We start from the raw sequence: 23950 nt of genomic DNA, 5'->3' as shown, positions 1-23950 counted from the left end.
ACCGCTCGCGGCTGCGGCCGTCCCCCGCTCGGGCTGTCCCGGTCGCAGGTTCCGGTCACCCCGGCAGCGCCTCGTCCGGACGAGGCAGGCGGAACAGCCTGGTCACCCCGACCCACCACACGGCGGAGAGGATGGCCACCAGCAGCAGCGCCAGCAGCCACGGCGCGGGACGCGCCCAGCCGACCAGCAGGGCCGCCCCGGCCGCGCCCACCAGTGCGACGGTCACCGGCTGGTAGATCGACACAAGTCGACGGTAGTCCTCCAGGGTGCGGACCAGCGGGACGAGCGCGAGGTTCAGCAGGGCGACCGCCCCGGCGAGCAACCATCCGATCGCCGCCGGGATGCGCGGCGCCGCGGCGTGGTCGACCAGGCTGACCACACCCGCCCCGGCCGCCGCGATGGCCCCGGTCACGGGCAGATGGGCGGCGATCCACCGGCCGAACCCGCGCCCGGGGCCGCGGGGCAGCCGGCGGCCCACGATGTCGAAGTACGTCCACCAGAAGGCGTACGCGATCGACAGCCCGATCAGGCCGGTCACGACGGCGCGGGGAGTCCGCTCCGCGTCCAGGATCCCGATCACGACGCCGAGGACCACCTCACCCAGCACGATGATGGTGAACAGGCCGAACCGCTCGGCCAGCGCGGACGACGGCGCGACGCCGCTCCCCCTGGCCCGTTCGGGCCGGTCGAGCACCACCAGCCCGATCGTCCAGGCCACCACCAGCAGCGCCCACAGCAACAACCGCGGCGCCGGTGGCAGCAGCGCGCTCACCGAGACGGTCACGACCGAGACCGACATGCCGATCAGGTAGGGGGTGGACGCCCGCCGCAGGTGTGCGGGGTCGCGGCGGCGTACCGAGTACCACAGCCAGGTCAGCACCAGCAGCAGCACGGCGTAGACCACCGCGAAGGCGGGGCCGTCCTCGTCGGCGGCGTGCTCGGTGTAGAGGGCCAGCACCGTGAGGATCATCATCTGGAGGAAGACGTAGGACCGGCTGCGCACGTCCTCGCGGCCGTGCAGGTCCTGGTAGGTGGTGCCGTTCATCCAGGCGAGCCAGATCAGCCCGAAGACGATCGCGAAGTCGCCGACCCCGCGCCACGACACGTCCGCCGTGAGGGCGTCGGCGGCCCGGCTGACCACGACCACGAAGATCAGGTCGTAGAAGAGCTCCAGGAAACTGACCCGGCGTTCGGCGATCACCTGGCCGTGCGGTCGGGGCGGCTGCCACAGCCGATCCCGCAGTCGTCTCAGTCCGGAACCCTCGGTCCGTTCGGCCGGGGGCTCGCGGTTCATTCCGGATCACCGGTCCGCTCAGCGCGGCCGGGCCCACCGGGTGGCCGGCCCCGGGCGGCGTGGGCAGGCCGGCCCGGCGCGGCACCCGCCACGGGCACGTGCGGTGCCGGGGGGACGGATCTGTTCGTCATCGCCGGTGCTCCCTCCCGCGAGCCACCCGGTGCCGGGCGTCAGACCGGAACCGCCCGCCGTCCCGCGGTGTCGAGCCGCGGGCGACGGGCGGTCGGCGCAGTTCGAGGCTATTCAGCGCGGAGCCCCTGAGGTGGCTGTTCCCCCGAACCGACACGTGGTGGGGATCGGGTTCAGCGGTGGGTGTAGCTGTACCAGGGGGTCTCGTACTGCGGGCCGTTCTTCTCGTACTGGAGGTGGTAGTCGATCCGGGCGCCGGAGCCGAGGTTGCCGACGGTGCGTTCCCAGCGTTGCCGGGCGGTGAAGTACGTCATGAAGTAGTTCTGCTGTTCGCCGCCGTCGACCTTGTAGTGGGCGACGACGAACTTCGGGGTGAAGCCCTGGGGCTTGAACCAGAGGGTCACGGCGGTGTCGCCGGTCTTGTCGACGCCCTGGGTGAAGTCACCGGCCGGGGGAGTGGTGGGCGGCGCCGTGGTCGGCGGGGTCGTCGTCGGGGGCGTGGTCGTCGGCGGCGTCGTGGGCCCGCTGTTCTTGCGCAGCGTGTCGAACAGCGTCGGCGAGGCGTTCAGCCAGCCCATCACCGGGTTGTTGAGCTCCTCGATCCACTTGTTCTGGACGTACGGGTTGATCTCGACCCGGGTGTCGCCCCAGAGGGCGCCCCACATCGGCTGGGCGTTCCACTCGGTGTTGATGTAGGCCACCGCACGGACCACGTCCCGGTTCTCGTGCACCCAGTTGAAGAATCCGTCGAACCAGCCGTACCAGATGTCCTCGTCGGTGACCTTGCCGTTCCAGAAGTTGGTCCGGGCGTCCAGGTCGTAGCCCTGCGGCGAGGACTCGGCGACCAGCATCGGCTTGTTGTGCGCGCGGGAGAAGGCGAGCATCTGGTCGTACGGGGCGGGGAAGTACTGGAAGTACGAGACGCCGGTCCAGTCGACGTAGTCGTCACCCGGGTACCACTGCTCGATGTTCGTGGTGCTCACGTAGGTGGCGGCCTGCCAGACGTAGGCGACGTTGTCGACGCCCCTGGCCCGGAACCGGTCGACGATGTGTTTGAAGGCGGCCTGGTAGCCGGTCGGGTCGTAGTGGTTCCACGGGCCGTCGAACTCGTAGCCGATGCGCAGGTAGACCGGCCGGCCGTCGTCCTTGAAGAGCTTGCCCAGATTGTCGATGTACTGGTCGCTGGTGCCGTCGACGATGTGGTTCAGGTTCTGGCCCGAGTTGTCCACGATGTACAGCCCCATCACCAGGGCCGAGTTAGGGTAGTCGCTGAGGTTGTCGTAGGCGTTGACCGGACCGGCGCCGTAGTCGACGACCGTGTCCTCCCGGCAGCCGTAGAGGATGTACGGCTGGTTGGCCTCGGCGATGTCGCAGTAGGTGGTGGTGCCGCCGGGGGCGGGCAGGCCGCCCTGGACGTAACCCTTGATGCCACCGAGGTCCTGGCCGACGACCATCAGTGCCTTGCCGTCCGGCGGGGCGAACTTGCCCTTGTAGTACTTGCTGACCGGCGGCGCCGGCCGCGGCGGGGGCACCGGGGAGCCGTCGCCGACGGAGAAGAGCCGGTTCTGCGGCACGATCTGCCTGGGCAGGTTCGCGTGCGACCACTCCAGCTTCGCCGAGGCCTCCCCGGACGCCTCGAAGTACTCCATGGTGATGTAGGCCTTCTTGCCCGCCTTGAGTTCCACCCGGCCCTTGATCTCCGTCGCTGGCTGGACGGCCCAGCGGTAGATCACCGGCTGGCCGTCGACCCAGAGCTTGACGCCGTCGTCGGTCGTGGCGTGGAAGGTGTAGATGCCGTCGAACTCGGGCAGCACCATGCCGGACCAGCGGATCGAGAAGTTCTCGCTGCCGACTCCGGGCGGGCCGCTCTGACCCCAGCCGAAGTTGACGACCGGGTCCACGCGGGTGGCGCTGGGCGACCCGCTGAGGGTCTTGTTGTTGAAGTACTTCCCTTTGAGGCCGTCGCCGTCGGGTGCCGCGGCGGCCTGAGCCGTGCCGTGCAGGGCGATCGCGCCGAACAGCAGTGCCACTGCTGCTGCCGCCGTCGCGAACAGCCCCCTTCTGTGTCGTGCCATCTGTCGATCCCTTTCGTCACCGCGCCCAGCATCACTGGCCCTTGGTCGGATCCGGTCCCGGTGCACGCCCGCGGTTTCGATCCGTCGCTGTACCACGACCCCGACGGGCGGAGCTGGCTGCTCTCCGTGGAGTGCGACTGGCGCCCCGGACGGCCGTGGGCCGGCGGCATCATCGCCCAGGAGTACCACCGCCGCGAGCGGCGGCTGGTCGGCGAGCCGGTCCGCATCTTCGCCGGCACCTCCGCCGGGATGACCGAGGGGCCGCACCTGTACCGCCGTGGCGGCTGGTACTACCTGATCACCGCCGAGGGCGGGACCAGCTGGGAACACCAGGTCACCGTCGCCCGCTCCCGGTCGGTGCTCGGCCCGTACGAGGCCGACCCGGCCGGGCCGATGCTCACCTCGCTGCACCGGCCGGACCTGGCGTTGCAGAAGGCGGGCCACGGCAGCCTGGTCGCCACCGCCGAGGGGGAGTGGTTCCTGGCGCACCTGGTCGGTCGCCCGCTGGAACCCCGCGGCCGGTGCGTGCTCGGCCGGGAGACCGCCCTGCAACGGGTCGAGTGGACCGGCGACGACTGGCCGCGCGTCCGGGACGGCATCCCGGCCGAGCGGATCGCCGCCCCGGCGTTGCCGGAGCACCGCTGGCAGCCGGCGCACCACACCGACAACTTCACCGGCCCCGAGCTGGCTCCCCGCTGGAGCACCCTGCGCCGCCCCGCGTCCGAGGACTGGGTGTCGCTGACCGAGCGCCCCGGTCACCTGCGCCTGCGCGGCGGCCGATCGCCGTCGTCACGGCACGACGTCAGCATCGTCGGCCAACGGGTGCAGCACCTGGCGGCCGTCTTCGAGACGGTGCTGGAGTTCCGGCCGACGTCGTTCCAGGAGATGGCTGGCCTGATCGCCTACTACAACACCCGCAACTGGCACTACCTGCGGGTGTCCCGGCACGGAAAGGCGGGAACCGCGGTGGACGTGCTCTCCTGCGACCGGGGCCGGTTGTCCCTGACCGGGCCGGCCGTGCCGGTCGGCGAGCGCACGCTGCTGCGCGCCGAACTCGACCGGGACCGGCTGCGGCTCGACGTCGGCGAGCCCGGCGGCCCGGTCACCAACTGGTTGGGCACCTTCGACGCGTCGATCCTCTCCGACGAGTACGCGGTCGAGTTCTACGACGACGTCGCCCGGGTGTGGGGCTTCACCGGCATGTTCTTCGGACTCTGCGCGCACGACCTCAGCGGAGGCGCGGCGGTGGCCGACTTCGACCACGTCAGCTACCGACCACTGGCCTGACGGCCCGCCATTCCGGCCCCGGTCCCGCCGACAGGAAGGACCGGGGCCGTAGCGCCGCCGTCGGCGACGGGTCACGTCGGCGACGGCGGGCGGGGGTCAGGAGAAGGTCACCGACACCCGTGACGCCGGATCGACGAGCAGGCCGAACTCCGGGTCGTCCGCCCGGGCCACCCGGTGGTCGTGGACGGACAGGCCGGTGAAGCTCAGCGCGGCCAGGTACCCGGGTCAGTACACCCAGACCGGGGTGCCCAGGGGCAGTTCGTCGTGCGACCACAGCCAGTCCATCGCCGGTATGGTCACCCGTACGCAGCCGTGCGAGGCCGGGTAGGGCGGGACGTCGGGGTAGCCGTGCACCGCGATGCCCTGCTCGTGGAAGTACTTCGGGCGGTACAGCCGGCCGAGCGGACCGTCGCGCCAGCCGTCGACCTGCCAGCCCACCTTCCACCTGCCGCGCGGGGTGTCCGCGAGGTACGTCTGGCCCTCGTACGTGTAGTGCTCGAACGTGCCGGTGGAGGTGTTGAGGATCCGGCTCACCTTCCCGTCGTCGACGAGCAGGAGCAGCTGCCGGTCGAGGTCCACCTCGGCCACGTGCCCCTTCGTGCTGCGCGCGGCGGGTCGGATTCCCTTGTCCAGCGCGGCCCGCGTCCGGGGCCCGACGACGCCGTCCCGGCTGAGTCCGGCCGCCTTCTGCAACGCGTAGACCGCCTGCACGGTGAGCAGGCCGAACGTGCCGTCCGACGCGCCGGTCCAGTAGCCGAGCTGGTTGAGCCGCTGCTGCAGCGCCCGTACACCCGGGCCTGAGTCTCCCCGACGCAGCTCGGCGGGGTTGGACCGGGTCGGCGTGGCGGTCGGCGTGGCGGAGCCGGACGGGGTGGCGGAGCCGGGCGGCGTCGCGGGCACCGGACCGGGGCGCGCCGGGGTGGTGGCCGCCGCGGACCCGGTCGACGACGACCGAGCGGTCACCGGAGCCGTGGGGCCGGTGGCGCTCCCGTCGGGCGTGCCGTCCTTGCCGGTGAAGCCGCATCCCGTCGCAGCCAGCACGGTCACCGTCGTCACCGCCAGCAGCGGGCGTCGGATTCCCATCGGTCCGCCTCCTCTCGAACGATCCCTCTCCGTCCTAGCACCGGTGGTGGGCCGGTGCCGAGAACGTGCCGGTGGTCATCGCCACAGTCGCCGTTGGCGGTGCCGGCCCGGCACGGCGCAGTAGGCTCTGGCAGCTCGCGGGGGGCCGCCACCGGTCCGGCTGCGGTCTCCGTCCACATCGGCGCGCCGGCTCCGACGCCATCGCCGACGTGGGCGGACGGGGCCGCCGGTGGGGACGGATGGTGGCACCCGCGAGGCGGTGGCGGCTACCGGGGAGCGAACGGAGGGAAAAGAGTCATGAGGATCGCGGTGGTGGGTGCCGGTGGCATCGGTGGCTACTTCGGAGGCCGGCTGGCCGTGGCGGGCCACGACGTCGGGTTCCTGGCGCGCGGCGCACACCTGGCGGCGATGCGCGAGCACGGCCTCAGCGTGCACAGCGTCGCGGGGGACTTCCTGGTGTCGGATGTGCGGGCCGCCGACCGCGCCGAGGCCCTCGGCGAGGCGGACGTCGTCCTGCTGGCCGTGAAGACCTGGCAGCTCGACGCCGCTCTCAGCGCCATCGGCCCGCTCGTGGGTCCGGTGACGGCGATCGTGACGACCCAGAACGGTGTCGACACCCCGCAGCGCGTCGCGGACAGGTTCGGCCGCGAAGCGGTGCTGCCCGGTACCGCGAAGATCTTCGCGCACCGTGAGGCGCCGGGACACGTGCGGCACGTGGGCGGTCCTGGCCTGCTGACCTACGGGGAGTGGGACGACCGGGTCACCCCCCGGGTGGAGCGGCTGCGCGTCGCGCTCGTCGACGCGGGCGTGGAAGCGATCGTGCCGGCCGACATCTGGACCGAGTTGTGGTCGAAGTTCCTCTTCGTGGAGCCCTTCGGCGCACTCGGTGCCGCGACGGACGCCACCCTCGGCGTGCTGCGGTCCCGGCCCGGGACCCGCACGTTGCTGGGCGCCCTGATGGGTGAGGTCGGCGACCTGGCGGCGGCCCGGGGGGTCCGGCTGCCGGACGACGTCGTGCGGCGCACCCTGGCCTTCGTGGACGAGCAGCCCCCGACGGGCCGCTCCTCGCTGCAGCGCGACATCATGGCCGGCCGCCCCTCCGAGCTCGACGCGTGGACCGGCGCGGTGGTCCGGCTCGCCGCCGGTGCGGGCGTGCCGACGCCGGTGCACGACATGCTGTACGAGCTGCTCGCGGCGCGGGTGGCGCAGGCGGGCGACGAGAACGGCCACTGAACCCGTCGCTGCCGGCCCACCTGCCCGGTACGCGCTGCCGGGCGGGGGTTACCGGGACGGCGGCTGACCTCCGGGGCCCCGCTCCGACTGCTGCGCCGCGGCGGCCAGGAAGGCGTTGTACCGGGCCAGGTCGTCCTCCTCGCCGGTGGCCTCGGCGCGGTCGGCCGCCCGGTCGACGCGGCGCTGCTCCCGCTGGTCGGCGCGGATCCACTGGCGGACCAGGAGGACCATGACGACGGCGGCCGGGAGCTCCCCGAACGCCCAGGCGATGCCGGCGCCCAGCTTTTGATCGTCCAGCAGCGACGATGCCCAGTCGGGGTGGACGCTGGTGTACCAGTCGGGGGCGATGACGATGGTGGTCTGCATGAGCGCGAGGCCGAAGAAGCCGTGCGCCATCATCGCCGCGAGATGCAGGAGCACCAGGATGGGGTGGGGCACCCGCGGTCGACCTGGGTCGATCCCGATGAGCACCCAGAACAGCAGGTACCCGGAGACCACGAAGTGCACGATCATCGCCACGTGGCCCAGGTGGGAGCGCATCAGCGTGCCGAGCAGGTCGCTGAAGTACAGGCCGAAGAGGCTGCCGGTGTAGATGCCCAGCGCGACCAGCGGGTGGGTGAGCAGCTTGGTGACCGGGCTGTGCAGGGCGAGTAGCAGCCACTGGCGGGTCCCGCGTACCTGTGGGTCGGCGGGCCGGCGCAGCGCGCGCAGGGCGAGGGTGACGGGAGCGCCGCCGACCAGCAGGATCGGCACCAGCATCGACAGCACCATGTGCTGTGCCATGTGGGCGCTGAACAGCACGTACGCATAGCGGGCGAAGCCGAGGCCGGTGGCCGCGGCGAAGACCAGGATGCCCGCGAGCCAGCTCACCGTGCGGGCGACCGGCCAGGAATGCCCGGCCCGGCGCAGCCGCCGCACGCCGGCGAGGTAGCCGGCGGCTCCCGCCGCACTGGCGGTCAGGAAGAGCAGGTCGGGCAGGGGCTGGCCGAGCAGGTTGCCCGGGGTGGGGGCGGCGGGCATCGGAAAGCCGAGCAGCGCGGCCAGCGGGTCGGCGTCCACGCCGGGATCGGCGGGGACGGGGGTGGGGCTGCGGGACAGCGCGACCGCCAGCCCGACGGCGGCGGCGAAGACGACCAGCTCGCCGGCGGCGAGCCGGCTGAACGCCCCGCGCCGGCCGGCCCGCAACCGGGGGAGAGTGCGTTGCCGGTGCACGGCGCCCATCGCGCCGAGGATCAGCAGCGCCACGAGCTTGCCGACGACGAGCCAGCCGTAGCGGGACTGCCAGAGCTGCGCGGGCGTGCCGAGGCGGACGGCGGCGTTGGCCGCGCCGCTGACCGTGACGGCGGCGAAACAGGCCAGGGCGAGCCGGCTGTACCGGGCGGCGACGTCGGCGAACGCCCGAGCGCGACGGACCATCAACAGCGCGGCCAGGCCGCCCGCCCACAGCGCGGCGCCGAGGACGTGCAGGGTGAGACTGCTGACCGCGATCTGGTGGTTGCCCGCCCCCGCGGCGTGGCCGGTGAACGCGGGTGGCACCACCGCCGCCGTGGCGAGCGCGGCGGCGAGGGCGGCGCTGCCGCGGGACACCCCGGTCCGGGACAGGACCGCGGCCACGGCCGCGAGGAGGGCCTGGATCAGCAGCGCCTGCCCCTGGGAGATCGAGGTGGCGTAGCTGACGACGGTCGGCAGGCCCAGCCGGGCCAGGGGGACGCCGAGCAGGTCGGAGACGGTCAGCACGATGAGGGCCAGCGTGCTGAGCGTCCAACCCGCGGCGACGAGACCCGCCCGGCGGCGCAGCAGGTAACCGTACGCGGACACCGACGGCCCGTCGCCCGGCAGTAGGAAGGCGGCGGTCACCAACAGCCCGACGGTGAGAATGCCCAGGCCGTCGGCCAGCAGCCGCACCAACGGCAACGCCCAGGTCGTGACCACGCCGGGATCGGGCAGCCCGGGAATCGCCGCCTCGAGCGCGCCGCCGACGCGAAGGGCGAGCACCAGCACGGCCGCAGCGGCGACCACCGACACCACGGCCATGGCCCGGCCGGCGCCGGCGGGTGCCGGGCCGGTGCGCCGGGGTCGGTCGCCCGGGGCCCGGGTCACCGGCCCGGCACCCCCGGCCGCTGTCGCGGCGGCGGTGCTGCCCGGGGAACGCACGGAGGATCGGGGCACTTCTTCGGTTTCCGGCACGGTGCAACCTTGTTGTCGGACGGGTGGGCGGTGGGCGGCGCGGTCGGCGGGTCAGCCACCGCCGGTGGTCAGTTGTGCGGGCGACGACGCCGGAGGGCCACCAGCGCGCCCACGGCGAGCACGGCCAGCGCGCCACCGGCGATCAGGGACACGGTACGCCCGGTGTCGTCGGCGGACCCGTGCGCCGACGCGGCCGCCGCGGACGGCGACGGGGCGGCGGCGGCCGGCGTGGCCGTCGCCGCCACCGGGTCGGGCGTCGCCACCTGGTCGGGGTCGGCGACGGTGAACCGGTACGACCCCTGGACCGGGTGGCCGTCGGCGGAGACGACCCGGTAGGCGACGGTGTACGTGCCGTTCGGCAGCGTGCCGGTGAGCGGGAGGGTGACCTTCGGGCCGGCGATCACGGGTTTCCCGGTGGGCACCTTGGTGTCGCCCTCGCTGAGCACGATGGTGGTGAAGGTCGGCTTCAGCGCCTCCAGGAAGCCGAGTGTTACCTCCGTCGGCGCGCTGGTGAGCCGGGCGTCCTGGGCCGGGCTGGTCGACAGCAGGCTGTTGTGGGCGGCGGCCGGGGCGCTCGGCAGGAGCAGGATCATCGAGGCGACCAGGGCAGCCACGGCCGCGAGCCCCAGCCGGCGATGCCGACCACCCGGACTGCGGCGGTGGGCGGCGGCCGGGCGGCGACGCTCCGCCACGGCGGTGCTGGACATGGGCGATCCCTTCAACGAGGAGCTGGCAGCTGGGCCATCTGAACGGTCGGTCGGGGCAGCTGGAAAGTTCCGGGGCGAAAAGTGGCAAATGTCACCATGCCTGCTGAGGGTCGGAGCGGTCAGGCCGCGTGCCGGTTCGAGACCCGCACCGAGCCCGGATGCGGCGGCACCAGCCGAAGCTCGGCGGGAGCCAGGTCGGGCGACTCGTCGGTGACCAGCCGCCAGCCGGCCCGAGCGCCCCCGTGCCGCGCCGTCGGGTCGTCCGGCCGCCGTCCCGACCGGGCCAGCGCGACCACGATCGCGTACCCGGCGAGCAGGAAACCGTGGCTGACCAGGCGGGCCGGCTGGACAAGCCCGGCCAGCAGGTCGTCGACCGACAGCAGCAGCAGCGTGCCGACGAACGCGTTCAACGTCGGCACCAGCCCGGTCGACGGCGTGCGGCGGGCCGCCACGAACAGGAACCCGGCGCCGACGGCCACGTTCCACGCCGCCGACTCGTGCCACAGGTGCCCCGTGGTGAGGACCGCGGAATGGTCGTGCCCGGCGGCCGGGCCCCGCCCGACCTGTGCCAGGCCGAGCCCAAGTTGCAGTGTCCCGACCAGCCCCAGCAGCGTACGAAGGCCGAGCGCCTGCCGCCCACGGCGGGGACGCGCCGGCGTGGGCAGCGCGGCGAGGACCCGTCCGGCGAGATCGTCCGCGGTGGGCGCGACGGACAGCCGAACCCGCCGGTTCACCGCGGCCGCCCGGTCGTACCAGCGCCGACAGTCGGCGCAGCTGCTCAGGTGGGCCTCGACCGCAGCCCGTTCCGCGGTGGTCTCCTCCCCGTCCAACCGGGCGGAGAGGGCCTCGTGCCACTGTTCACACCCCATGTACCGGTAGTCGCTCCGCGGCTGGTGACAGTTCCCGCCGATGACCGGAAATCGATGCTGCGACGCAGGTCACGTGGTGTGCGGCTCGGTTGGCCGCGGCCTCGTCCGCCGGGCCGGGCCGCCGCCCCCGAAGATCCGCCACCCGGTGCGTCCACCCGCTCACGGAGAGCGGGCGGGCGGTGCATGCCGGTGTCGGACGAGCGGCTCTGGCAGTCTTGCCCGGATGGAACTGACGGAAGAGTTCGAGTGGCGTGGCCGTAGGGTTCGGTGGTGTCGGGCGGGTTCCGGACCCGACGTCGTCTTCTGTCACGGCACCCCGTGGTCCGCGCAGCTGTGGAGCCCCTACGCCGAGGCGCTCAGCGACCGCTTCACGGTCCACCTCTGGGACATGCCCGGTTACGGGCGGTCCTCGAAATCGCCGGACCACCGGGTGTCACTGGACGTCCAGGGTGAGTTGCTGACCGACCTCCTCGCGTACTGGGAGCTGCGGTCCCCACATGTCGTGGCCCACGACTACGGCGGTGCCGTCGCCCTGCGGGCCCATCTCCTGCACGGCGCCGCGTTCGCGTCGCTGGCGCTGGTCGACGTGGTGGCGCTGGCACCGTGGGGATCGGACTTCTTCCGGCTCGTGCGCGACAACGCCGAAGCCTTCAGCGCGCTGCCGGCCGCCGTGCACGAAGGAGCTCTCCGGGCCTACATCGCCGGAGCCGGTCACCTCGGCCCGACGCCCGGCCAGATGCAGGCGCTCGTCTCTCCTTGGCTCGGTGCCGAGGGGCAGGCCGCGTTCTACCGGCAGATCGCCCAGGCGGACCAGACCTACACGGACGAGATCGAGGGGCTCTATCCGCGCCTCGACCTGCCGGTCCTGGTGGTCTGGGGCAGGACCGACACCTGGATCCCGGTCGACCGGGCGCACCGACTCGCGGAACTCATCCCGGGCGCTCAACTCAAACTGATCGACGGAGCAGGTCACCTGGTCCAGCTCGACCAGCCCGTCCGGCTGGCCACGACGCTGAGCCACTGGCTCACCGATCGGACCACGACGACCTGACACCGCCGACCGCCGGCGGTCAGAGCCGCATGTCCCGCCGGGAGTACGCCCAGGCGCCCACCCCCGCCGCAGCCATCGCGACGGCCAGCATGACCGCCGTCGCCGTCCAATTCGGCACCGCGCCGGGCACGAGGGCGAGGTGCGCGTACGGCGACGGCCAGCCGACCCAGGCGGGCGCCTGCACGCTGTCGGCGGTCACCTTGAGCAGGAAGCCACCAGCGGTGGGGATCATGCCGACCGCGGCCACCGCCCGGGGCGCCACGCCGAGCGCGAGAGCGGCGGCCCCGACGCCGAGCAGGGCGACCGGCAGCACGTTGGCGACGCCGGCCAGCGCGGCCGCCACCGGCAGATCGGCGTCGACCAGGGACGTGCCGAGCCACGTCGCGACCGCGGCCAGGGCGGCGAGGAACGCCGCGCCCGCCACGGTGGTGAGCAACTCGGCCGCGAGCAGCCGCACCCGGGTGACCGGCCCGGCCTGCAGCAGCGTCAGCCGACCGGCGACCTCCGCGGCGGCGAACGCGGCGAGGCGGGCGGCGGCGAAGGCCCCGATCGGGACGGCGAGCAGAGCGAACAGGGTGGCCGCATAGCCGCGGACGGTGCCGAGCCCGCCGAAGCCGGCCTCTCCGGCGAGGTCGGCGAAGCGGGGGTTGTCGGCGAGGAAGCCGGTCAGGGACTCCGCAAGCAGGCCGATCAGCAGGAAATACGCGCCGATCCCCACCGACCAGCCGGCGAGGGGCCGCAGCATGCGCCGAAGGGCGAAGGTCTCGACCGAGCCGAGCAGCCACCGGCGGGGTGGCCGGCCGCGCGGCGGACGCAGCAGGCCGTCCCGGAGGTCCCGGCGGCTGGACAGGGCGAGCGCGGTCCAGGTCAGCAGGATCGTGGCCACGACGGGAACGAGCAGCGGCGCCCAGTGGTCACCCCGGTAGGGGCGGGTCAGTGCGAGCGGACCGTACGGGGGGAGCCACCGCAGCCAGCCCAGGCGGGGCACGCCGTCGCCGACCATGCGCGCCAGCAGGCTCGCGCCGAGGAGGGCCAGTGCGGCCCCGGCGGCGCCGGCGCGGGTGGGGAACACCTGCGCGGCGCACGCCGCGACCGCGACCGCGAGCAGACCGGCCGACGTCAGGCCGGCGGCGTGCAGCAACGCTCCGGACCCGGGCGCGCCGGCCACCGCGAGCGCCCCTGCCAGCAGCACCCCGGTAAGCACCAGCGCCGAGGTCAGCACCACCAGGTGCCGGACGAGCACCGCGACCGGGGTCAGCCGGCCGGCGAGCAGCAGGTCCCAGCGGCCGGCCTCCTCCTCGCCCCGGGTGACCCGGGTGGTCGCCAGCACCGCCCAGGTGGTCAGCAGGACGGCGAGGACGGTGCCGGTCCGCCAGACGGTGAACCCGCCGGCGGTGTCCAGCGCGACGGGTTCCCCGAAGAGCGTCCGGATCGCCGAGTTGCGGGCGAGAGTGGCCAGCGCCGCCGCGCCCGGCCCCTCGCCCACGGTCCGCTCGTACGTGGTGACGACGAGGCTGGACATGCCGACCGTGACCGCCGTCACGACGAGTGCCGGCCGGCGGACCTGCCGGACCGCGAGGCGGGCGACGGCGTGGCCGCCGGGCCGGGTCACCGGTCCCCCTCGCCGTAGTAGTCGAGGAAGATCTCCTCCAGGCTCGGCTCGCGTACGGTGAGCGCGGTGACCTCGCTGCCGGCGAGGGCGCGCAGCGCCGCGGCGGGCGGTCCGGACAGGGTGAGGCGCAGAGTCCCGTCCGCCTGGTCCAGCAGTTCGATGCCGGGCACGCCGGCCAGGTCGGGTGCGGGGCCGGTGAAGCTGGCGGTCACCTCGCTGCGGTGCAGGCGGCGCAGCTCCGGAACGGTCGCCACATCCACCAACCGTCCCGCCCGCAGGATCGCCACCCGGTTGCAGGTCGCCTCCACCTCGGCCAACTGGTGCGAGCAGAGGAACACCGTCTGCCCGTTGTCCCTCGCCTCGGCGACGGCGCGGCGGAACTGGAGTTCCATCAGAGGGTCCAGGCCGCTGGTCGGCTCGTCAAGCACGAGCAGGGGTGCGCGGGTGGCGAACGCGGCCACCAGGGCCACCTTCTGCCGGTTGCCGGTCGAGTAGGTCCGCGCCGGCCTGGACAGGTCCAGGTCGAACCGGTCGACCAGGTCAGCGCGGTAGGCGCGGTCGACCCCGGGACCGGTTGCGGCGAGCAGTTCGAGGATCTCCGCGCCGGTCAGCTGCGGCCAGAGCGCCACGTCGGCGGGCACGTACGCCACCAGCCGGTGCGCGGCGGCGACGTCGGCGGCGTCGACGTCGAAGATCCGGGCGTGCCCGGCGCTGGGCCGGGCCAAACCGAGCAGCAGCCGGATGGTGGTGGACTTGCCGGCGCCGTTCGGTCCGAGGAAACCGAACACCTCGCCGGCCGTGACCGTCAGGTCGAGGTCGTCGAGGGCGAGCAGCCTGCCGTAACGTTTGGTCAGGCGTCGGGTGCTGATGGCGGGTGTGGCCACGGGGATGCCTCCGGTCGACGGCGGTTCGCGACTGCCGACCAGGCTTCCCGGCACACCACGGGTCACCGTACTGTGCCCAGTCAACGTGGGGGAAGGACCGGCTCGGCGATCGCCCGCGGTCGCCGTTTCGGGGTGCCGCTATGATCAACGCGATCCATGGAGCGCCGGGAAGTCTGGTCGGCACCGTCAACCGTCGTGCTCCCTGGAGGGCCAACCGTGCTGCTGCTCTGCTTCGCCGCCGTTCTGCTCGCCGCCGTGCTGCTGTCGGCGCTCGCGCATCGCACGATCCTGTCCACGGCGGCGCTGTTCCTGGCCGCCGGATTCGTCCTCGGCGAGGGCACCACCGGCGTCCTGCACCTGCACGCCGACTCGCCCATCGTCGCGCAGCTGGCCGAGCTTGCCCTGTTCGCGGTGCTGTTCACCGACGGCATGCGGGTCGGCTGGGCGGACCTGCGCAGCGCATGGCGGCTGCCCGGTCGCGCGTTGGGCTGGGGGCTGCCGCTGACGCTGCTGGTCACCGCCGTGCTGGCGCACTACGTGGCCGGGCTCGGCTGGGCGGAGGCGCTGCTGATCGGCGCGATCCTGGCGCCGACGGACCCGGTGTTCGCCGCCGCGCTGGTCGGCAACGACAAGGTGCCGGCGCGGTTGCGGCACCTGCTCAACGTCGAGTCCGGCGTCAACGACGGGCTGGCGTTGCCGTTCGTGGTGGTGCTGCTGGCGGTCGCGGCCGGATCGGACGACCTGCACCTGGGGGAGCTGAGCGCTGAACTGGCCATCGGGTTGGCGGTCGGGGTGCTGGTGCCGCTGGCGGCCATCGCCCTGGAGCGGACCCGGTTCTTCGCCGCGTCGGCGGCGTACGCGCCGTTGAACGGCGTGGCCATCGGACTGCTGGTGCTGGCGCTCGGCAAGGCCACCCACGGCAACCTGTTCCTCGCCGCGTTCGCCGCCGGTATCACGGTGGCCACCTTCGGGCCGCGGGAGCGGGCGGCGTTCGAACACTTCGGGGAGAACGTCGCCGAACTGCTCAAGCTGGCCGCCCTGCTGGTGTTCGGGGCGCTGATCTCACCGCAGTTCCTCGGGGAGATCCACTGGACCGGGTGGGTGTTCGCGGTGCTGGCCATCGTTCTCGCCCGGCCGGTGGCGCTGTGGGTGTCGTTCCTGCGCTCCGGCCTGAGCCTGCGGGAGCAGGCGGCCGCCATGTGGTTCGGCCCGAAGGGCTTCGCCTCGGTGGTCTACGGGCTGCTGGTGCTCGAGTCCGGCATCGTCGCCGCCGACGAGGTGTTCCACCTCGTCGCGCTGACCATCGTCATCTCGATCCTGGCGCACTCCTCGACCGACGTCGTGGTCGCGCGGGCGTTCGACGACACGCGGGAGACCCCGAACTGGCACGGCGTCCTGCGCCGGGTCCGGCGTACGGTGCCGGCGCCCGGGCAGCGACCCGACCGGGCGTCCGGGGACGCCGCCCCCGCCGGGGAAGAGGCCGAGGGCGGGTCCGCGGACGCTCAGGCGAGCACGAAGTAGCGCAGCCAGAGGTACGGCACGGCCAGCCCGACGGTGACCAGGGTGACCAGGATGCCGTAGCGGGTGAACTGCCAGAAGGTGATCCGCTGGCCGGCCCGTTCGGCCAGGCCGAGGACCACGACGTTGGCCGAGGCGCCGACGGCGGTGGCGTTGCCACCGAGGTCCGCGCCGAGTGCCAGGGCCCACCACAGCACCCGCGGCTGACCGGCGTTGCCCTGCGCGTGCACCAGGTCGGCGACGACCGGGCTCATGGTCGCGACGTACGGGATGTTGTCCACGATCCCGGACAGGGCTGCCGATCCCCACAGCAGCACCATCGAGGCGGGCAGCAGCCGGCCCTCGGTGGCCCCGATCGCGGCACGGGAGATCTGCTCGACCACGCCGGTGTTGACCAGGGCGCCGACCATGATGAACAGGCCGGCGAAGAAGACCAGGGTGGGCCACTCCACGTCCCGGCTGATCTCCCCGGCGTCCAGCCGGGAGAGCGCGAGCAGCAGCAGGCCGCCGAGCAGGGCGACCACGGCCGGTTCCAGGTGCAGCGTGGTGTGCAGGACGAACGCGGCGGTCACCGCGCCGAGCACGGCCAGCCCGATGCCGAGCAGCCGCCGGTCGCGGATGGCGTCGCCCTCGTGCAGGGCGCTGATCTGCTCGGCCCGGGCGGGGTCGTAGCGGAAGGCGTCGCGGAACAGCACCCGGCACAGGCCGAGGAAGACCACCAGCAGCAGCACGATCAACGGGGCGAGGTGGACCAGGAAATCGTTGTAGGACAGGCCGCCCCGGCTCCCGATGATGATGTTGGGCGGGTCACCCACCAGGGTGGACGTGCCCCCGATGTTCGAGGCCAGGGCCTCGGCGATGAGGAACGGGGCCGCCGGTACGCCGAGGCGCTCGCAGACCAGGAAGGTCACCGGGGCGATGAGCAGGACGGTGGTGACGTTGTCCAGCGCCGCCGAGGCGACCGCGGTGATCAGGACCAGGATCACCATCACCCGGTACGGCCGGCCCCGGGCCCGCTTGGACGCCCACACGGCGACGTACTCGAACCCGCCGGTGCGTTTCAGCACGGAGACGATGAGCATCATGCCGACCAGCAGGAAGATCACGTTCCAGTCGACGCCGGCCTCTTCGGAGAAGAACGCGTGGGCGGTGTCCGTGGCGCCGATCAGGAACATCACCGCCGCACCGCCCAGTGCGGCCGCCACCCGATGGATCTTCTCGGTGGCGATCAGCACGTACGCGACGGTGAAGACGGCCACCGCCGCCCAGGCGACGGCGGTCATCGGGCCAGCATCCGGTCGAGCAGGGCGTCCAGGGTGATGCCGCCGATCATGGGGCCGTTGGGTTCCGCCACCGCCACGAGCGGGGTGCGCTTCTGCGCCATCACGGCGGCGACCTCCAGGACCGTCGCCTGGGGTTCGACCACCGGCGGTTCCGGATGCTCCTTCGGCAGCAGGTCGGCCACGGTACGGCCCTCGGCGCCCCGGAGGAACAGGTCCGCCGACGGCTCGTCGATCATCCGGGCCAGCGTCGGGTCCTCCCGGCAGTAGCCGGGGATCACCAGGCGCAGCACCTGCGTACCGGCCAGGACGGTGACCGGACGCCCACGGCCGTCGACCACGATCAGCCCTGGCAGGTTCTGGCCCGCCAGCACCCGGGCCGCTTCCAGCACCGGCGCGTCGACGGCGATGGTGGGGAGGGGGACGGCCAGGTCTCGGGCTCGCACGGCGGCTCCTCGGGGTCGGGGCGCGACAGGTCAGTCGCCGACCAGACTTCCCGGCACACCAATGATCACCCTAGTCGGGGCGGGTGGGGATTTCACCGTGGGAGGCGGGCGTCACTCCTCGGGACGCTCGCGCCCGGCGCGTTCCCGGCTGAGGAAAAAGGCGCCGACCGCGCCGGCGAGAGTGCCGACGATCACCACCGAGTATCCGGCCAGGAACAGCTCCATGACCTGCGCGAACGCGTCGGTGGCGGGGAGCGGCTCACCGGTGATCGTGGTGAACGCGACGTCGTGCAGCGCCCGCCCGAGGCTGGGGTAGGAGCCGGTGACCACCAGCAGTTGCCCGGCGGCGAGGATCACGGTCACGGTGATCACCGCGAGCCAGGCCAGCCTGTCGCTGAGCAGCCGGCCCGCCGACCGGGACCCCCGGACGGCCGCCGCGATGACGCCCCCGCCCCGGGTGGCCCGCAGCGCGCCGGCGGCCCGGGCGAACCGCAGGAAGGGCACGGCCAGGAAGATCAGCTGCCACCAGTGGCGCCGCCAGAACTCGCCGGCGCAGTGCCGGGCGAGCCAGGCACGCAGCCCGAACTCGACCACGAACACCGCCCACAGCACCCAGCTGGCCACCGTCAGCACGGTGCTGAGCGGCTCGTCGTGGACGAACGCCCGGGTGAGCACCAAGAGCAGGAAGAGGAGCCCGAGAACGCCCATCGGCTTGTCCAGCCGGCGCGCGAGACCGTGGAGCCGGGCGTCGTCCACCCGGGCCCGCCGCGGGAAACCACCACGCCTCACCCTGCCGGAGCCTAGCTGGACCAGGCGTCCAACCGGTGCGGACCGGTGTCCGGACCACCCGGAGACGCGCGGATGCGCGGGTCAGGACCCGCCGGCCGCCCGGGCGTTCTCGACGTCACCGCACCGGTCCCAGTGCCGCCACCACTCCTGCTCGGTCGGCTCACCCGACGCGGTCACCAGCACGTCGATCAGCTCGAGGGTGGCGTCGTCGGCCGTGACGCCGGCCGCGCGTACCAGGTCCAGGACGTGCTCGCCGCGTCGACGCATGACGGTGCCCACCAGGTCGCGGCCCTCCTCGGTGAGGCCCAGCCAGACGACCCGCCGGTCCACGGTGCCCTGGTGCCGGCCCACCAGGCCGCGACGTACCAGCCGGTCACACGTCCGGGTCACCGTGGACGGGTGCACGTCGAGCGCCGCGGCGAGGTCGACGGTGCGCAGCGGTCCCCGGGAGGCCAGCAGGACCAGCGTCCGGTACTGCGGCAGGGTCACCTCGACATCGAGACCGGCCAGCGTACGTGCGGTGACGCCGACCAGCACGCGGCTCAGCGCGGAGATGGCGTCCACGAGGGCCGACTCCCGGTCGGTCGAGGAGGTGCCGTCCGGCACGTACAGTTCCACTGGGCAATGATTGCACGGATGCAGTAGAAGGTGGGGCGGATGGCGACCAGCGGGCGCAGCGAGGCTCGGCAGGAGCGACTCGACCGGTGGGAGCAGCTGACGGGGGTCCCCCTGACCCTGCTGTCGCTGGTCTTTCTGATCGCCTACGCGGTGCCCATCCTCGACCCCGACCTCGCGCCCCGCTTGCGGGTCGCCTGCGAGGCGACCGCCGTGGGGACCTGGCTGCTCTTCTGGGTCGATTTGCTGGCCCGGCTGGCCCTGGCGGCGGACCGGCCGCGGTTCCTGCGTACCCACCTGTTCGACCTGGCGGTGCTGGTCCTGCCGTTCCTGCGGCCGCTGCGCGCCCTCCGGTTGGTCACCGTCGTGCTCACCCTGAGCCGGCGCACGGCCACCTGGGCCCGGGGCCGGCTCGCGCTGTACGTGGGCGCCACCACCGTGCTGCTCGTGGTGGTGGCCGCCCTGGCCGTGCTCGACGCGGAACGGGGAGTGCCCGACGCCACGATCACCTCGTTCGACGACGCGCTCTGGTGGGCCGCGGTGACCATCACAACCGTCGGCTACGGAGACCACTATCCGATCACCTCCGCCGGCCGGCTCGTCGCCCTCGGCCTCATGATCGGGGGCATCGGCCTCATCGGTTTCGTGACCGGGTCCCTGGCCACCTGGATCGTCGAGCGGGTCGGCGACCGGAACCGGCCCGAGCCGGCGACGGCCGCCGACGTGGCGGCGCTGCGCGCGGAGATCGCCGCCCTCCGGGACGCCCTGGACCTCCGTACCGCGGCGCCCGACGCCGGGGAGGCGGACCGGCTGCCGTCCGGGGCTCCCGCCGATGGCTGAGCGCACCCGCCCGCGGCCGGCCGCCGACGGGGCGGCCCGCAACTGGCTCGGCCTGCCCGCGGCGCTGGCGTTCATCGCGCTGGTGCTGCTGGTCGACCTGGCGGCCGCCGCGCACGCGGTGCTGATCGGCTTCCTGGCGCTGGCCCCGCTGCTGGCGGCCGCCGTGGACACGCCGCGCCGCACCGCCGCGGCCGCCGCGACGGCGACGCTCGCGGCGGTCGTCGCCGGGCTGCCGAGCCAGACACTGGGCAGCCTGGACCATCTCCTCCGGGTCGCGGTGGTGATCGCGGTCAGCATCGCGGCCATGTACGTCGCCCGGGCCCGTACCGGCCGCGAGGAGCGGATCCGCCGGATGACCGAGATCGTGCGGGTCACCCAGCGGGCCATCCTGCGGGACGTCCCGGAACGGGTCGGCGGAGTGACCCTGCGTGCCCGGTACGTCTCGGCGTACCAGGAGGCCGGGGTGGGAGGTGACCTCTACGAGGTGGTCCCGGGTCCCGACCGGCTCCGGATCATCATCGGGGACGTCTGCGGCAAGGGACTGCCGGCCGTCCAGCTCGCGGCGGCGGTGATCGGCGCCTTCCGGCAGTCCGCGATCGTGCGTACCCGGCTCGAAGAGGTGGCGGCGGACCTCGACGCTCTGGTGGCCCGGGAACCGGCGTCCACCCACGGGGTCACCTTCGTCACCGCGGTCCTGCTGGAGATCCGCGGTCCCCGCCTCCGCGTGATGAGCTGTGGTCACCCCCGGCCGCTGCTGTGCCGCGCCGGCGGTTCGCTGGTTCCGCTCGGCACCGGGACGCCGAAGCGTCCCCTGGGGCTGGGCGGGGACCGTGGGCGGCCGGACACCCACCGGTGGGATCCGGGGGACCGGCTGCTGCTGTACACCGACGGGATGATCGAGGCGCGTGACGCGGCGGGCCGTTTCTTCCCGGTGCAGCGGCTGGCCCGCGCACTGTCGGCGGACTCCCCCGAGGAGGCCCTCGACGCGGTGTGGGAGGCGGTGCGCCGGCACGCCGGGGGACCGCCGCGCGACGACGTGGCCCTGCTCCTGCTGCAACGGCTGACGCCGGAACCGGATACCGGCGGGTGTGGCGGACCCTGTCCCGGGTAGGCGGACCGTCGCGAGGAGCAGGGCGGGCGGCAGGGGCGAGGCGGAGCGTCGGGCGGTCCGGCGGGTGCCGCCGCCCGCGCCGACCCGGGCGCCGAGGACGCGCGGGCCACGACCGGGAGGATGCCGTGCCGGACAAGCACGAGGAGGCCGAGGAGATGCGCGACGAGGTGCCGTCGACCGTCGCGCGCTCCGACGACAAGGCGGTTCGGACGTACAAGAAGACGCTGGAGTCGGCCGAGGAGACCTACGGCGACGGGGAGCGGGCGCACCGCACCGCGTACGCGTCGTTGAAGCACACCCACGAGAAGGTGGGCGACCACTGGGAGCCGAAGGAGCACGCGGGGCCCTCCGATGCGCAGGCCGCGCAGGGCGCGCCCGCCTCGCTGGACCGGGAACGTCCCACGGCGCAGGGCGTGGACGCCAACGCCAGCAAGCGGCACCTCGACGACGTGGCCCGCCGGGTCGGGATCGACAACCCGCAGGGCCTGGGGAAGGACGACCTGGTCCGGGCCATCCAGAAGGCCAACGCGCGGGCCACCGCCCGGGCCCGGAGGAAGTGACCGGACCTCAGGTACCGGCGTTCGGCGTCGGCGTGCCGGTCGGCTCGTCGGCGTCCGGCTGGGCGGGGGAGGACTGCCCGGTGGTGGTGGTCGGAGCCGGGCTCTCCGCGTCCGGTGACGTGGTGGGTGACGCCGGTTCCGCCGTCGGCGACGGCGCCGTCGCGGAAGGCTCGACGGTGGCGGACGGTTCCGGCGCGGAAGCGCTCGGGCTGACGCTGCCGGGCGTCGTCGGGCCCGCGGGTGTCGGGGCCGATCCAGCGGGCGTGTTCTCTGACGTACCCGCCGGCGTGCCGGCCCGGGTCGGGCGGTCCCGCCTGGTCGTTCGCACCGGCGTCGGGGGTGCCGGATCGGTACCCGGCCCGCCCGCCCCCGCGCCCGCGCCCGTGACCAGCGTCGACGACTCCAGGCAGGGCACGCCGGCCACCGTGAAGGCGTCCGCCGAGGAGCCGTCCCGACTCCGGTACGTGCCGCCCAGGCGCGCCGCCGCAGCGCCCGACGCGTCGAGGGTGAGCGGGATGCGCACCTGCCGCCCCGACTGCCGTCCGCTCGCGGGCGAGGTCAGTCGTTGCCCCGCCGGCAGCCGGAAGCTCAGCACCGCCGCGCTCGACCGAGGGTCGGCGGTCAGCGTGACGGCGACGTCGGCCCGGAAGGTGCCGTCGGTGTCCCGCTGCGCAAAGTAGCGGACCGTGCAGGCGGACGGGGCCGTCGACGCCTGCGCCGCCCCTTCCGCCGCGTCGTCGGTCGAGGTGAGATCGGGCAGCTGGGCCGCGACCACCGCCCCGGCCACGACGACCGGCAACGCCCCGGCCAGCACCGCGTGCCGCGTCGGGCGGGTCCGGCCCCGGCCGCCCGGGACGGCGGCCGTGAGCACCGTCGGCGTCGCGGGTCGACCCACCTCGGCGGCCGGCCGCAGCCGTACCGGCTCGGACCCGGCCAGCTCACCCAGCAGCCGCGCCACGGAGAGCGCGTCCGGCCGGTCGGCCGGTTCCGGTGCCAGGCAGCGGCGGCGCACCCGGTCGAGGTCGTCGGGGAGCCCGGCGACCTTGAGCGGCTCCGCGAGGTCGTCGCGCAGGTAGTTTCGTGGAGGCCGTGGGGCGACACCGGTGAGGCACTCGGAGAGCAGCAGGCCGAGTGCGTACACGTCGCTGGCGGGAACGGCCAGCTCGCCACGGAGCTGCTCCGGCGCCATGTAGGAGGGGGTGCCGCGGATCTCGCCCCGGCCGCTCACCGTGTCCGAACCGACGGCCAGCGCGACGCCCAGGTCGACCAGCTTCGCGCCGGCCGGGGAGAGCAGCACGTTGCCCGGTTTGACGTCCCGGTGCACCAGGCCGGCGGCGTGGATGGCGGCCGTCCCGGTGGCCACCTCCGCGCAGATGGCGGTCGCCGTCCGCCAGTCCAGCGCGCCGTCCCGGCGCAGTCGACCGGCGAGCGACTCGCCGGCGACGAACTCCAGCACCAGGTACGGCACCCGCCGGACGCCGCCCAGCCGGGTCTCCCCGTAGTCGTACACGGCGGCGACGTGCGGATGGTTCAGCCGCGCCGCCGTCCGCGCCTCGGTGCGGACCAGGTCCCGCCACCGCCGGTCCCCGGTCTCGGCGGGCAGCAGCAGCTTGACCGCCACCGTGCGGTCGAGGAGCTGGTCCACGGCCCGCCAGACCACGGCCGTACCTCCCCGGCCGACCTGTTCGACCAGCCGGTAGCGGCCTGCCAGCACCCGCATGCTCCACACACTCCCCGAGCCTCGCCGCCGTTCCCGGAACCCAGCCCCGGTCCGCCGCGACGACGGTCCCGGGTAGCTCTCTCCTACCCCGGTGCCAGATCGGGAAACGGGAGCGGGGGCGGGCAGCGGGTTCCACGCGGGCACCCTGCATCACGACATGCTGCTCGCCCCTAGTCTGAGGCATGCTCGAAGCCGGAACCCGCGCGCGCAGCCAACCACCCCCACCGGCCATCGTCTTCGAGGCGCTCACCGCGCCCGACCGCGACCCGGCCCGTCCCTGGCTGCGGCTACTCGACGACGAGCAGCCGCCGCAGATCCTGCACGCCGAGCACCCGCGCCTGGTCGTCTGGTCGTCGCTGTGGCCCGGGCACCCCGATGCCCAGGTTCGGCCGGTAGCCGGTAGCCGGTAGCCGGTAGCCGGTAGACAGTAGACAGACGGCAGCTCTGGCGGGTGCCGGCCGGCAACGGGCGCGCCCAACCTGTCCCGTCGGGTGCCGCCGCGCGGCTCATCCCGTGTGCGTCAGCCGGTGAAGGGTGACGAGGGGCAGCGCTGGCTTCCGACCCCGGTAGGTCGCGGAACGATCGCACCCGGGCCGGGCCCGTCGGCCGCGATGCACCTTGCCCGAGTCTCGCCAGCGGTCACGAGAGGCGGCCGGCGTA

The 23950-nt window shown here is 73.7% G+C and carries 21 protein-coding genes; 8 read left to right on the top strand and 13 right to left on the bottom strand.

Going from position 1 to position 23950, the window contains the following annotated elements; genetic code table 11:
* Window positions 1–55 precede the first annotated feature (55 nt).
* Window positions 56–1294, bottom strand: a complete 1239-nt coding sequence (locus tag ACL02O_RS23350; protein WP_412820270.1) for a low temperature requirement protein A — start codon at window positions 1292–1294, stop codon at window positions 56–58.
* A gap of 302 nt (window positions 1295–1596) precedes the next feature.
* On the bottom strand, window positions 1597–3498 hold the full coding sequence (locus tag ACL02O_RS23345; RefSeq protein ID WP_412820269.1) for a PA14 domain-containing protein: 1902 nt from the start codon (window positions 3496–3498) through the stop codon (window positions 1597–1599).
* Between ACL02O_RS23345 and ACL02O_RS23340 the strand changes: the two genes are divergently transcribed.
* Window positions 3421–4785 carry a family 43 glycosylhydrolase gene (locus tag ACL02O_RS23340; protein WP_412820268.1) on the top strand — a complete coding sequence of 455 codons (1365 nt, stop codon included), beginning with the start codon at window positions 3421–3423 and terminating at the stop codon, window positions 4783–4785. The two genes, ACL02O_RS23345 and ACL02O_RS23340, sit on opposite strands and share 78 nt — an antisense overlap.
* A 225-nt stretch (window positions 4786–5010) precedes the next feature.
* On the opposite strand, the gene ACL02O_RS23335 is transcribed toward ACL02O_RS23340, so the two are convergent.
* A complete protein-coding gene (locus tag ACL02O_RS23335) occupies window positions 5011–5868 on the bottom strand; it encodes a L,D-transpeptidase family protein (RefSeq protein ID WP_412820267.1) in 858 nt (285 codons plus the stop codon).
* Window positions 5869–6165: 297 nt separating this feature from the next.
* On the opposite strand from ACL02O_RS23335, the gene ACL02O_RS23330 reads away from it, so the two are divergent.
* Window positions 6166–7101, top strand: a complete 936-nt coding sequence (locus ACL02O_RS23330; RefSeq protein ID WP_412820266.1) for a 2-dehydropantoate 2-reductase — start codon at window positions 6166–6168, stop codon at window positions 7099–7101.
* A 48-nt stretch (window positions 7102–7149) separates the two neighbouring features.
* On the opposite strand, the gene ACL02O_RS23325 is transcribed toward ACL02O_RS23330, so the two are convergent.
* The 3 genes from ACL02O_RS23325 to ACL02O_RS23315 all read right to left on the bottom strand — a co-directional run bounded on the left by ACL02O_RS23325 (window position 7150) and on the right by ACL02O_RS23315 (window position 10864).
* A complete protein-coding gene (locus ACL02O_RS23325) occupies window positions 7150–9201 on the bottom strand; it encodes a cytochrome c oxidase assembly protein (protein WP_412820265.1) in 2052 nt (683 codons plus the stop codon).
* Window positions 9202–9356: 155 nt separating this feature from the next.
* Window positions 9357–9881, bottom strand: coding sequence for a copper resistance CopC family protein (locus ACL02O_RS23320; RefSeq protein ID WP_412820279.1), 525 nt, complete (start codon window positions 9879–9881; stop codon window positions 9357–9359).
* Between the two features lie 233 nt (window positions 9882–10114).
* A complete protein-coding gene (locus ACL02O_RS23315; RefSeq protein ID WP_412820264.1) occupies window positions 10115–10864 on the bottom strand; it encodes a zf-HC2 domain-containing protein in 750 nt (249 codons plus the stop codon).
* 223 nt (window positions 10865–11087) lie between these two features.
* Here ACL02O_RS23315 and ACL02O_RS23310 point away from each other — a divergent pair, with 223 nt between their 5' ends.
* Window positions 11088–11915, top strand: a complete 828-nt coding sequence (locus tag ACL02O_RS23310; protein WP_412820263.1) for an alpha/beta fold hydrolase — start codon at window positions 11088–11090, stop codon at window positions 11913–11915.
* A gap of 19 nt (window positions 11916–11934) precedes the next feature.
* Here the strand turns inward: ACL02O_RS23310 and ACL02O_RS23305 are convergent, their stop codons facing one another.
* Window positions 11935–13527, bottom strand: coding sequence for a hypothetical protein (locus ACL02O_RS23305; protein ID WP_412820262.1), 1593 nt, complete (start codon window positions 13525–13527; stop codon window positions 11935–11937).
* The gene (locus tag ACL02O_RS23300; RefSeq protein WP_412820261.1) at window positions 13524–14411 is read right to left on the bottom strand and encodes an ABC transporter ATP-binding protein; all 888 of its coding nucleotides are present in this window, start codon (window positions 14409–14411) and stop codon (window positions 13524–13526) included. Before ACL02O_RS23300 ends, ACL02O_RS23305 begins: the two co-directional genes overlap by 4 nt.
* Before the next feature lie 216 nt (window positions 14412–14627).
* On the opposite strand from ACL02O_RS23300, the gene ACL02O_RS23295 reads away from it, so the two are divergent.
* Window positions 14628–15932: a cation:proton antiporter gene (locus tag ACL02O_RS23295; RefSeq protein ID WP_412820278.1), complete on the top strand. Its 1305-nt coding sequence runs from the start codon at window positions 14628–14630 to the stop codon at window positions 15930–15932.
* On the opposite strand, the gene ACL02O_RS23290 is transcribed toward ACL02O_RS23295, so the two are convergent.
* The 4 genes from ACL02O_RS23290 to ACL02O_RS23275 all read right to left on the bottom strand — a co-directional run bounded on the left by ACL02O_RS23290 (window position 15914) and on the right by ACL02O_RS23275 (window position 19062).
* Window positions 15914–17212: an ArsB/NhaD family transporter gene (locus ACL02O_RS23290; protein WP_412820260.1), complete on the bottom strand. Its 1299-nt coding sequence runs from the start codon at window positions 17210–17212 to the stop codon at window positions 15914–15916. The genes ACL02O_RS23295 and ACL02O_RS23290 overlap by 19 nt on opposite strands.
* On the bottom strand, window positions 17209–17655 hold the full coding sequence (locus ACL02O_RS23285; RefSeq protein WP_412820259.1) for a CBS domain-containing protein: 447 nt from the start codon (window positions 17653–17655) through the stop codon (window positions 17209–17211). Before ACL02O_RS23285 ends, ACL02O_RS23290 begins: the two co-directional genes overlap by 4 nt.
* Window positions 17656–17766: 111 nt before the next feature.
* Complete coding sequence (locus tag ACL02O_RS23280) at window positions 17767–18444, bottom strand: hypothetical protein (RefSeq protein ID WP_412820258.1); 678 nt, start codon at window positions 18442–18444, stop codon at window positions 17767–17769.
* 81 nt (window positions 18445–18525) lie between these two features.
* Window positions 18526–19062 (bottom strand): MarR family winged helix-turn-helix transcriptional regulator, encoded by a 537-nt coding sequence (locus tag ACL02O_RS23275; protein ID WP_412820257.1) that lies wholly within the window; start codon window positions 19060–19062, stop codon window positions 18526–18528.
* Between the two features lie 39 nt (window positions 19063–19101).
* Between ACL02O_RS23275 and ACL02O_RS23270 the strand changes: the two genes are divergently transcribed.
* The 3 genes from ACL02O_RS23270 (at window position 19102) to ACL02O_RS23260 (ending at window position 21570) form a co-directional block, all read left to right on the top strand.
* A complete protein-coding gene (locus ACL02O_RS23270; RefSeq protein ID WP_412820256.1) occupies window positions 19102–19899 on the top strand; it encodes a potassium channel family protein in 798 nt (265 codons plus the stop codon).
* Window positions 19892–21010, top strand: coding sequence for a PP2C family protein-serine/threonine phosphatase (locus ACL02O_RS23265; RefSeq protein WP_412820255.1), 1119 nt, complete (start codon window positions 19892–19894; stop codon window positions 21008–21010). Before ACL02O_RS23270 ends, ACL02O_RS23265 begins: the two co-directional genes overlap by 8 nt.
* Before the next feature lie 155 nt (window positions 21011–21165).
* Window positions 21166–21570, top strand: coding sequence for a ChaB family protein (locus tag ACL02O_RS23260; protein ID WP_412820277.1), 405 nt, complete (start codon window positions 21166–21168; stop codon window positions 21568–21570).
* Between the two features lie 7 nt (window positions 21571–21577).
* Here ACL02O_RS23260 and ACL02O_RS23255 read toward each other — a convergent pair whose 3' ends face one another.
* On the bottom strand, window positions 21578–23290 hold the full coding sequence (locus tag ACL02O_RS23255; protein ID WP_412820254.1) for a serine/threonine-protein kinase: 1713 nt from the start codon (window positions 23288–23290) through the stop codon (window positions 21578–21580).
* Between the two features lie 182 nt (window positions 23291–23472).
* Here ACL02O_RS23255 and ACL02O_RS23250 point away from each other — a divergent pair, with 182 nt between their 5' ends.
* Window positions 23473–23700, top strand: coding sequence for a hypothetical protein (locus ACL02O_RS23250; protein WP_412820253.1), 228 nt, complete (start codon window positions 23473–23475; stop codon window positions 23698–23700).
* Window positions 23701–23950: the final 250 nt, after the last annotated feature.

It is taken from the genome of Micromonospora mangrovicola (genome assembly GCF_047200535.1).
Taxonomy (GTDB): domain Bacteria; phylum Actinomycetota; class Actinomycetes; order Mycobacteriales; family Micromonosporaceae; genus Micromonospora.
Note: the sequence above shows the minus strand (reverse complement) of the source record. Positions and strands in the feature narration are given on the sequence as shown.

What these genes read in the sequence shown, in the direction of transcription:
- ACL02O_RS23345 (WP_412820269.1), bottom strand. Translation starts at nt 3,498, where the DNA reads ATGGCACGACACAGAAGGGGGCTGTTCGCGACGGCGGCAGCAGCAGTG.
- ACL02O_RS23320 (WP_412820279.1), bottom strand. Translation starts at nt 9,881, where the DNA reads ATGATCCTGCTCCTGCCGAGCGCCCCGGCCGCCGCCCACAACAGCCTG.
- ACL02O_RS23255 (WP_412820254.1), bottom strand. Translation starts at nt 23,290, where the DNA reads ATGCGGGTGCTGGCAGGCCGCTACCGGCTGGTCGAACAGGTCGGCCGG.
- ACL02O_RS23335 (WP_412820267.1), bottom strand. Translation starts at nt 5,868, where the DNA reads ATGGGAATCCGACGCCCGCTGCTGGCGGTGACGACGGTGACCGTGCTG.
- ACL02O_RS23265 (WP_412820255.1), top strand. Translation starts at nt 19,892, where the DNA reads ATGGCTGAGCGCACCCGCCCGCGGCCGGCCGCCGACGGGGCGGCCCGC.
- ACL02O_RS23310 (WP_412820263.1), top strand. Translation starts at nt 11,088, where the DNA reads ATGGAACTGACGGAAGAGTTCGAGTGGCGTGGCCGTAGGGTTCGGTGG.
- ACL02O_RS23330 (WP_412820266.1), top strand. Translation starts at nt 6,166, where the DNA reads ATGAGGATCGCGGTGGTGGGTGCCGGTGGCATCGGTGGCTACTTCGGA.
- ACL02O_RS23350 (WP_412820270.1), bottom strand. Translation starts at nt 1,294, where the DNA reads ATGAACCGCGAGCCCCCGGCCGAACGGACCGAGGGTTCCGGACTGAGA.
- ACL02O_RS23315 (WP_412820264.1), bottom strand. Translation starts at nt 10,864, where the DNA reads ATGGGGTGTGAACAGTGGCACGAGGCCCTCTCCGCCCGGTTGGACGGG.
- ACL02O_RS23270 (WP_412820256.1), top strand. Translation starts at nt 19,102, where the DNA reads ATGGCGACCAGCGGGCGCAGCGAGGCTCGGCAGGAGCGACTCGACCGG.
- ACL02O_RS23250 (WP_412820253.1), top strand. Translation starts at nt 23,473, where the DNA reads ATGCTCGAAGCCGGAACCCGCGCGCGCAGCCAACCACCCCCACCGGCC.
- ACL02O_RS23260 (WP_412820277.1), top strand. Translation starts at nt 21,166, where the DNA reads ATGCGCGACGAGGTGCCGTCGACCGTCGCGCGCTCCGACGACAAGGCG.
- ACL02O_RS23290 (WP_412820260.1), bottom strand. Translation starts at nt 17,212, where the DNA reads ATGACCGCCGTCGCCTGGGCGGCGGTGGCCGTCTTCACCGTCGCGTAC.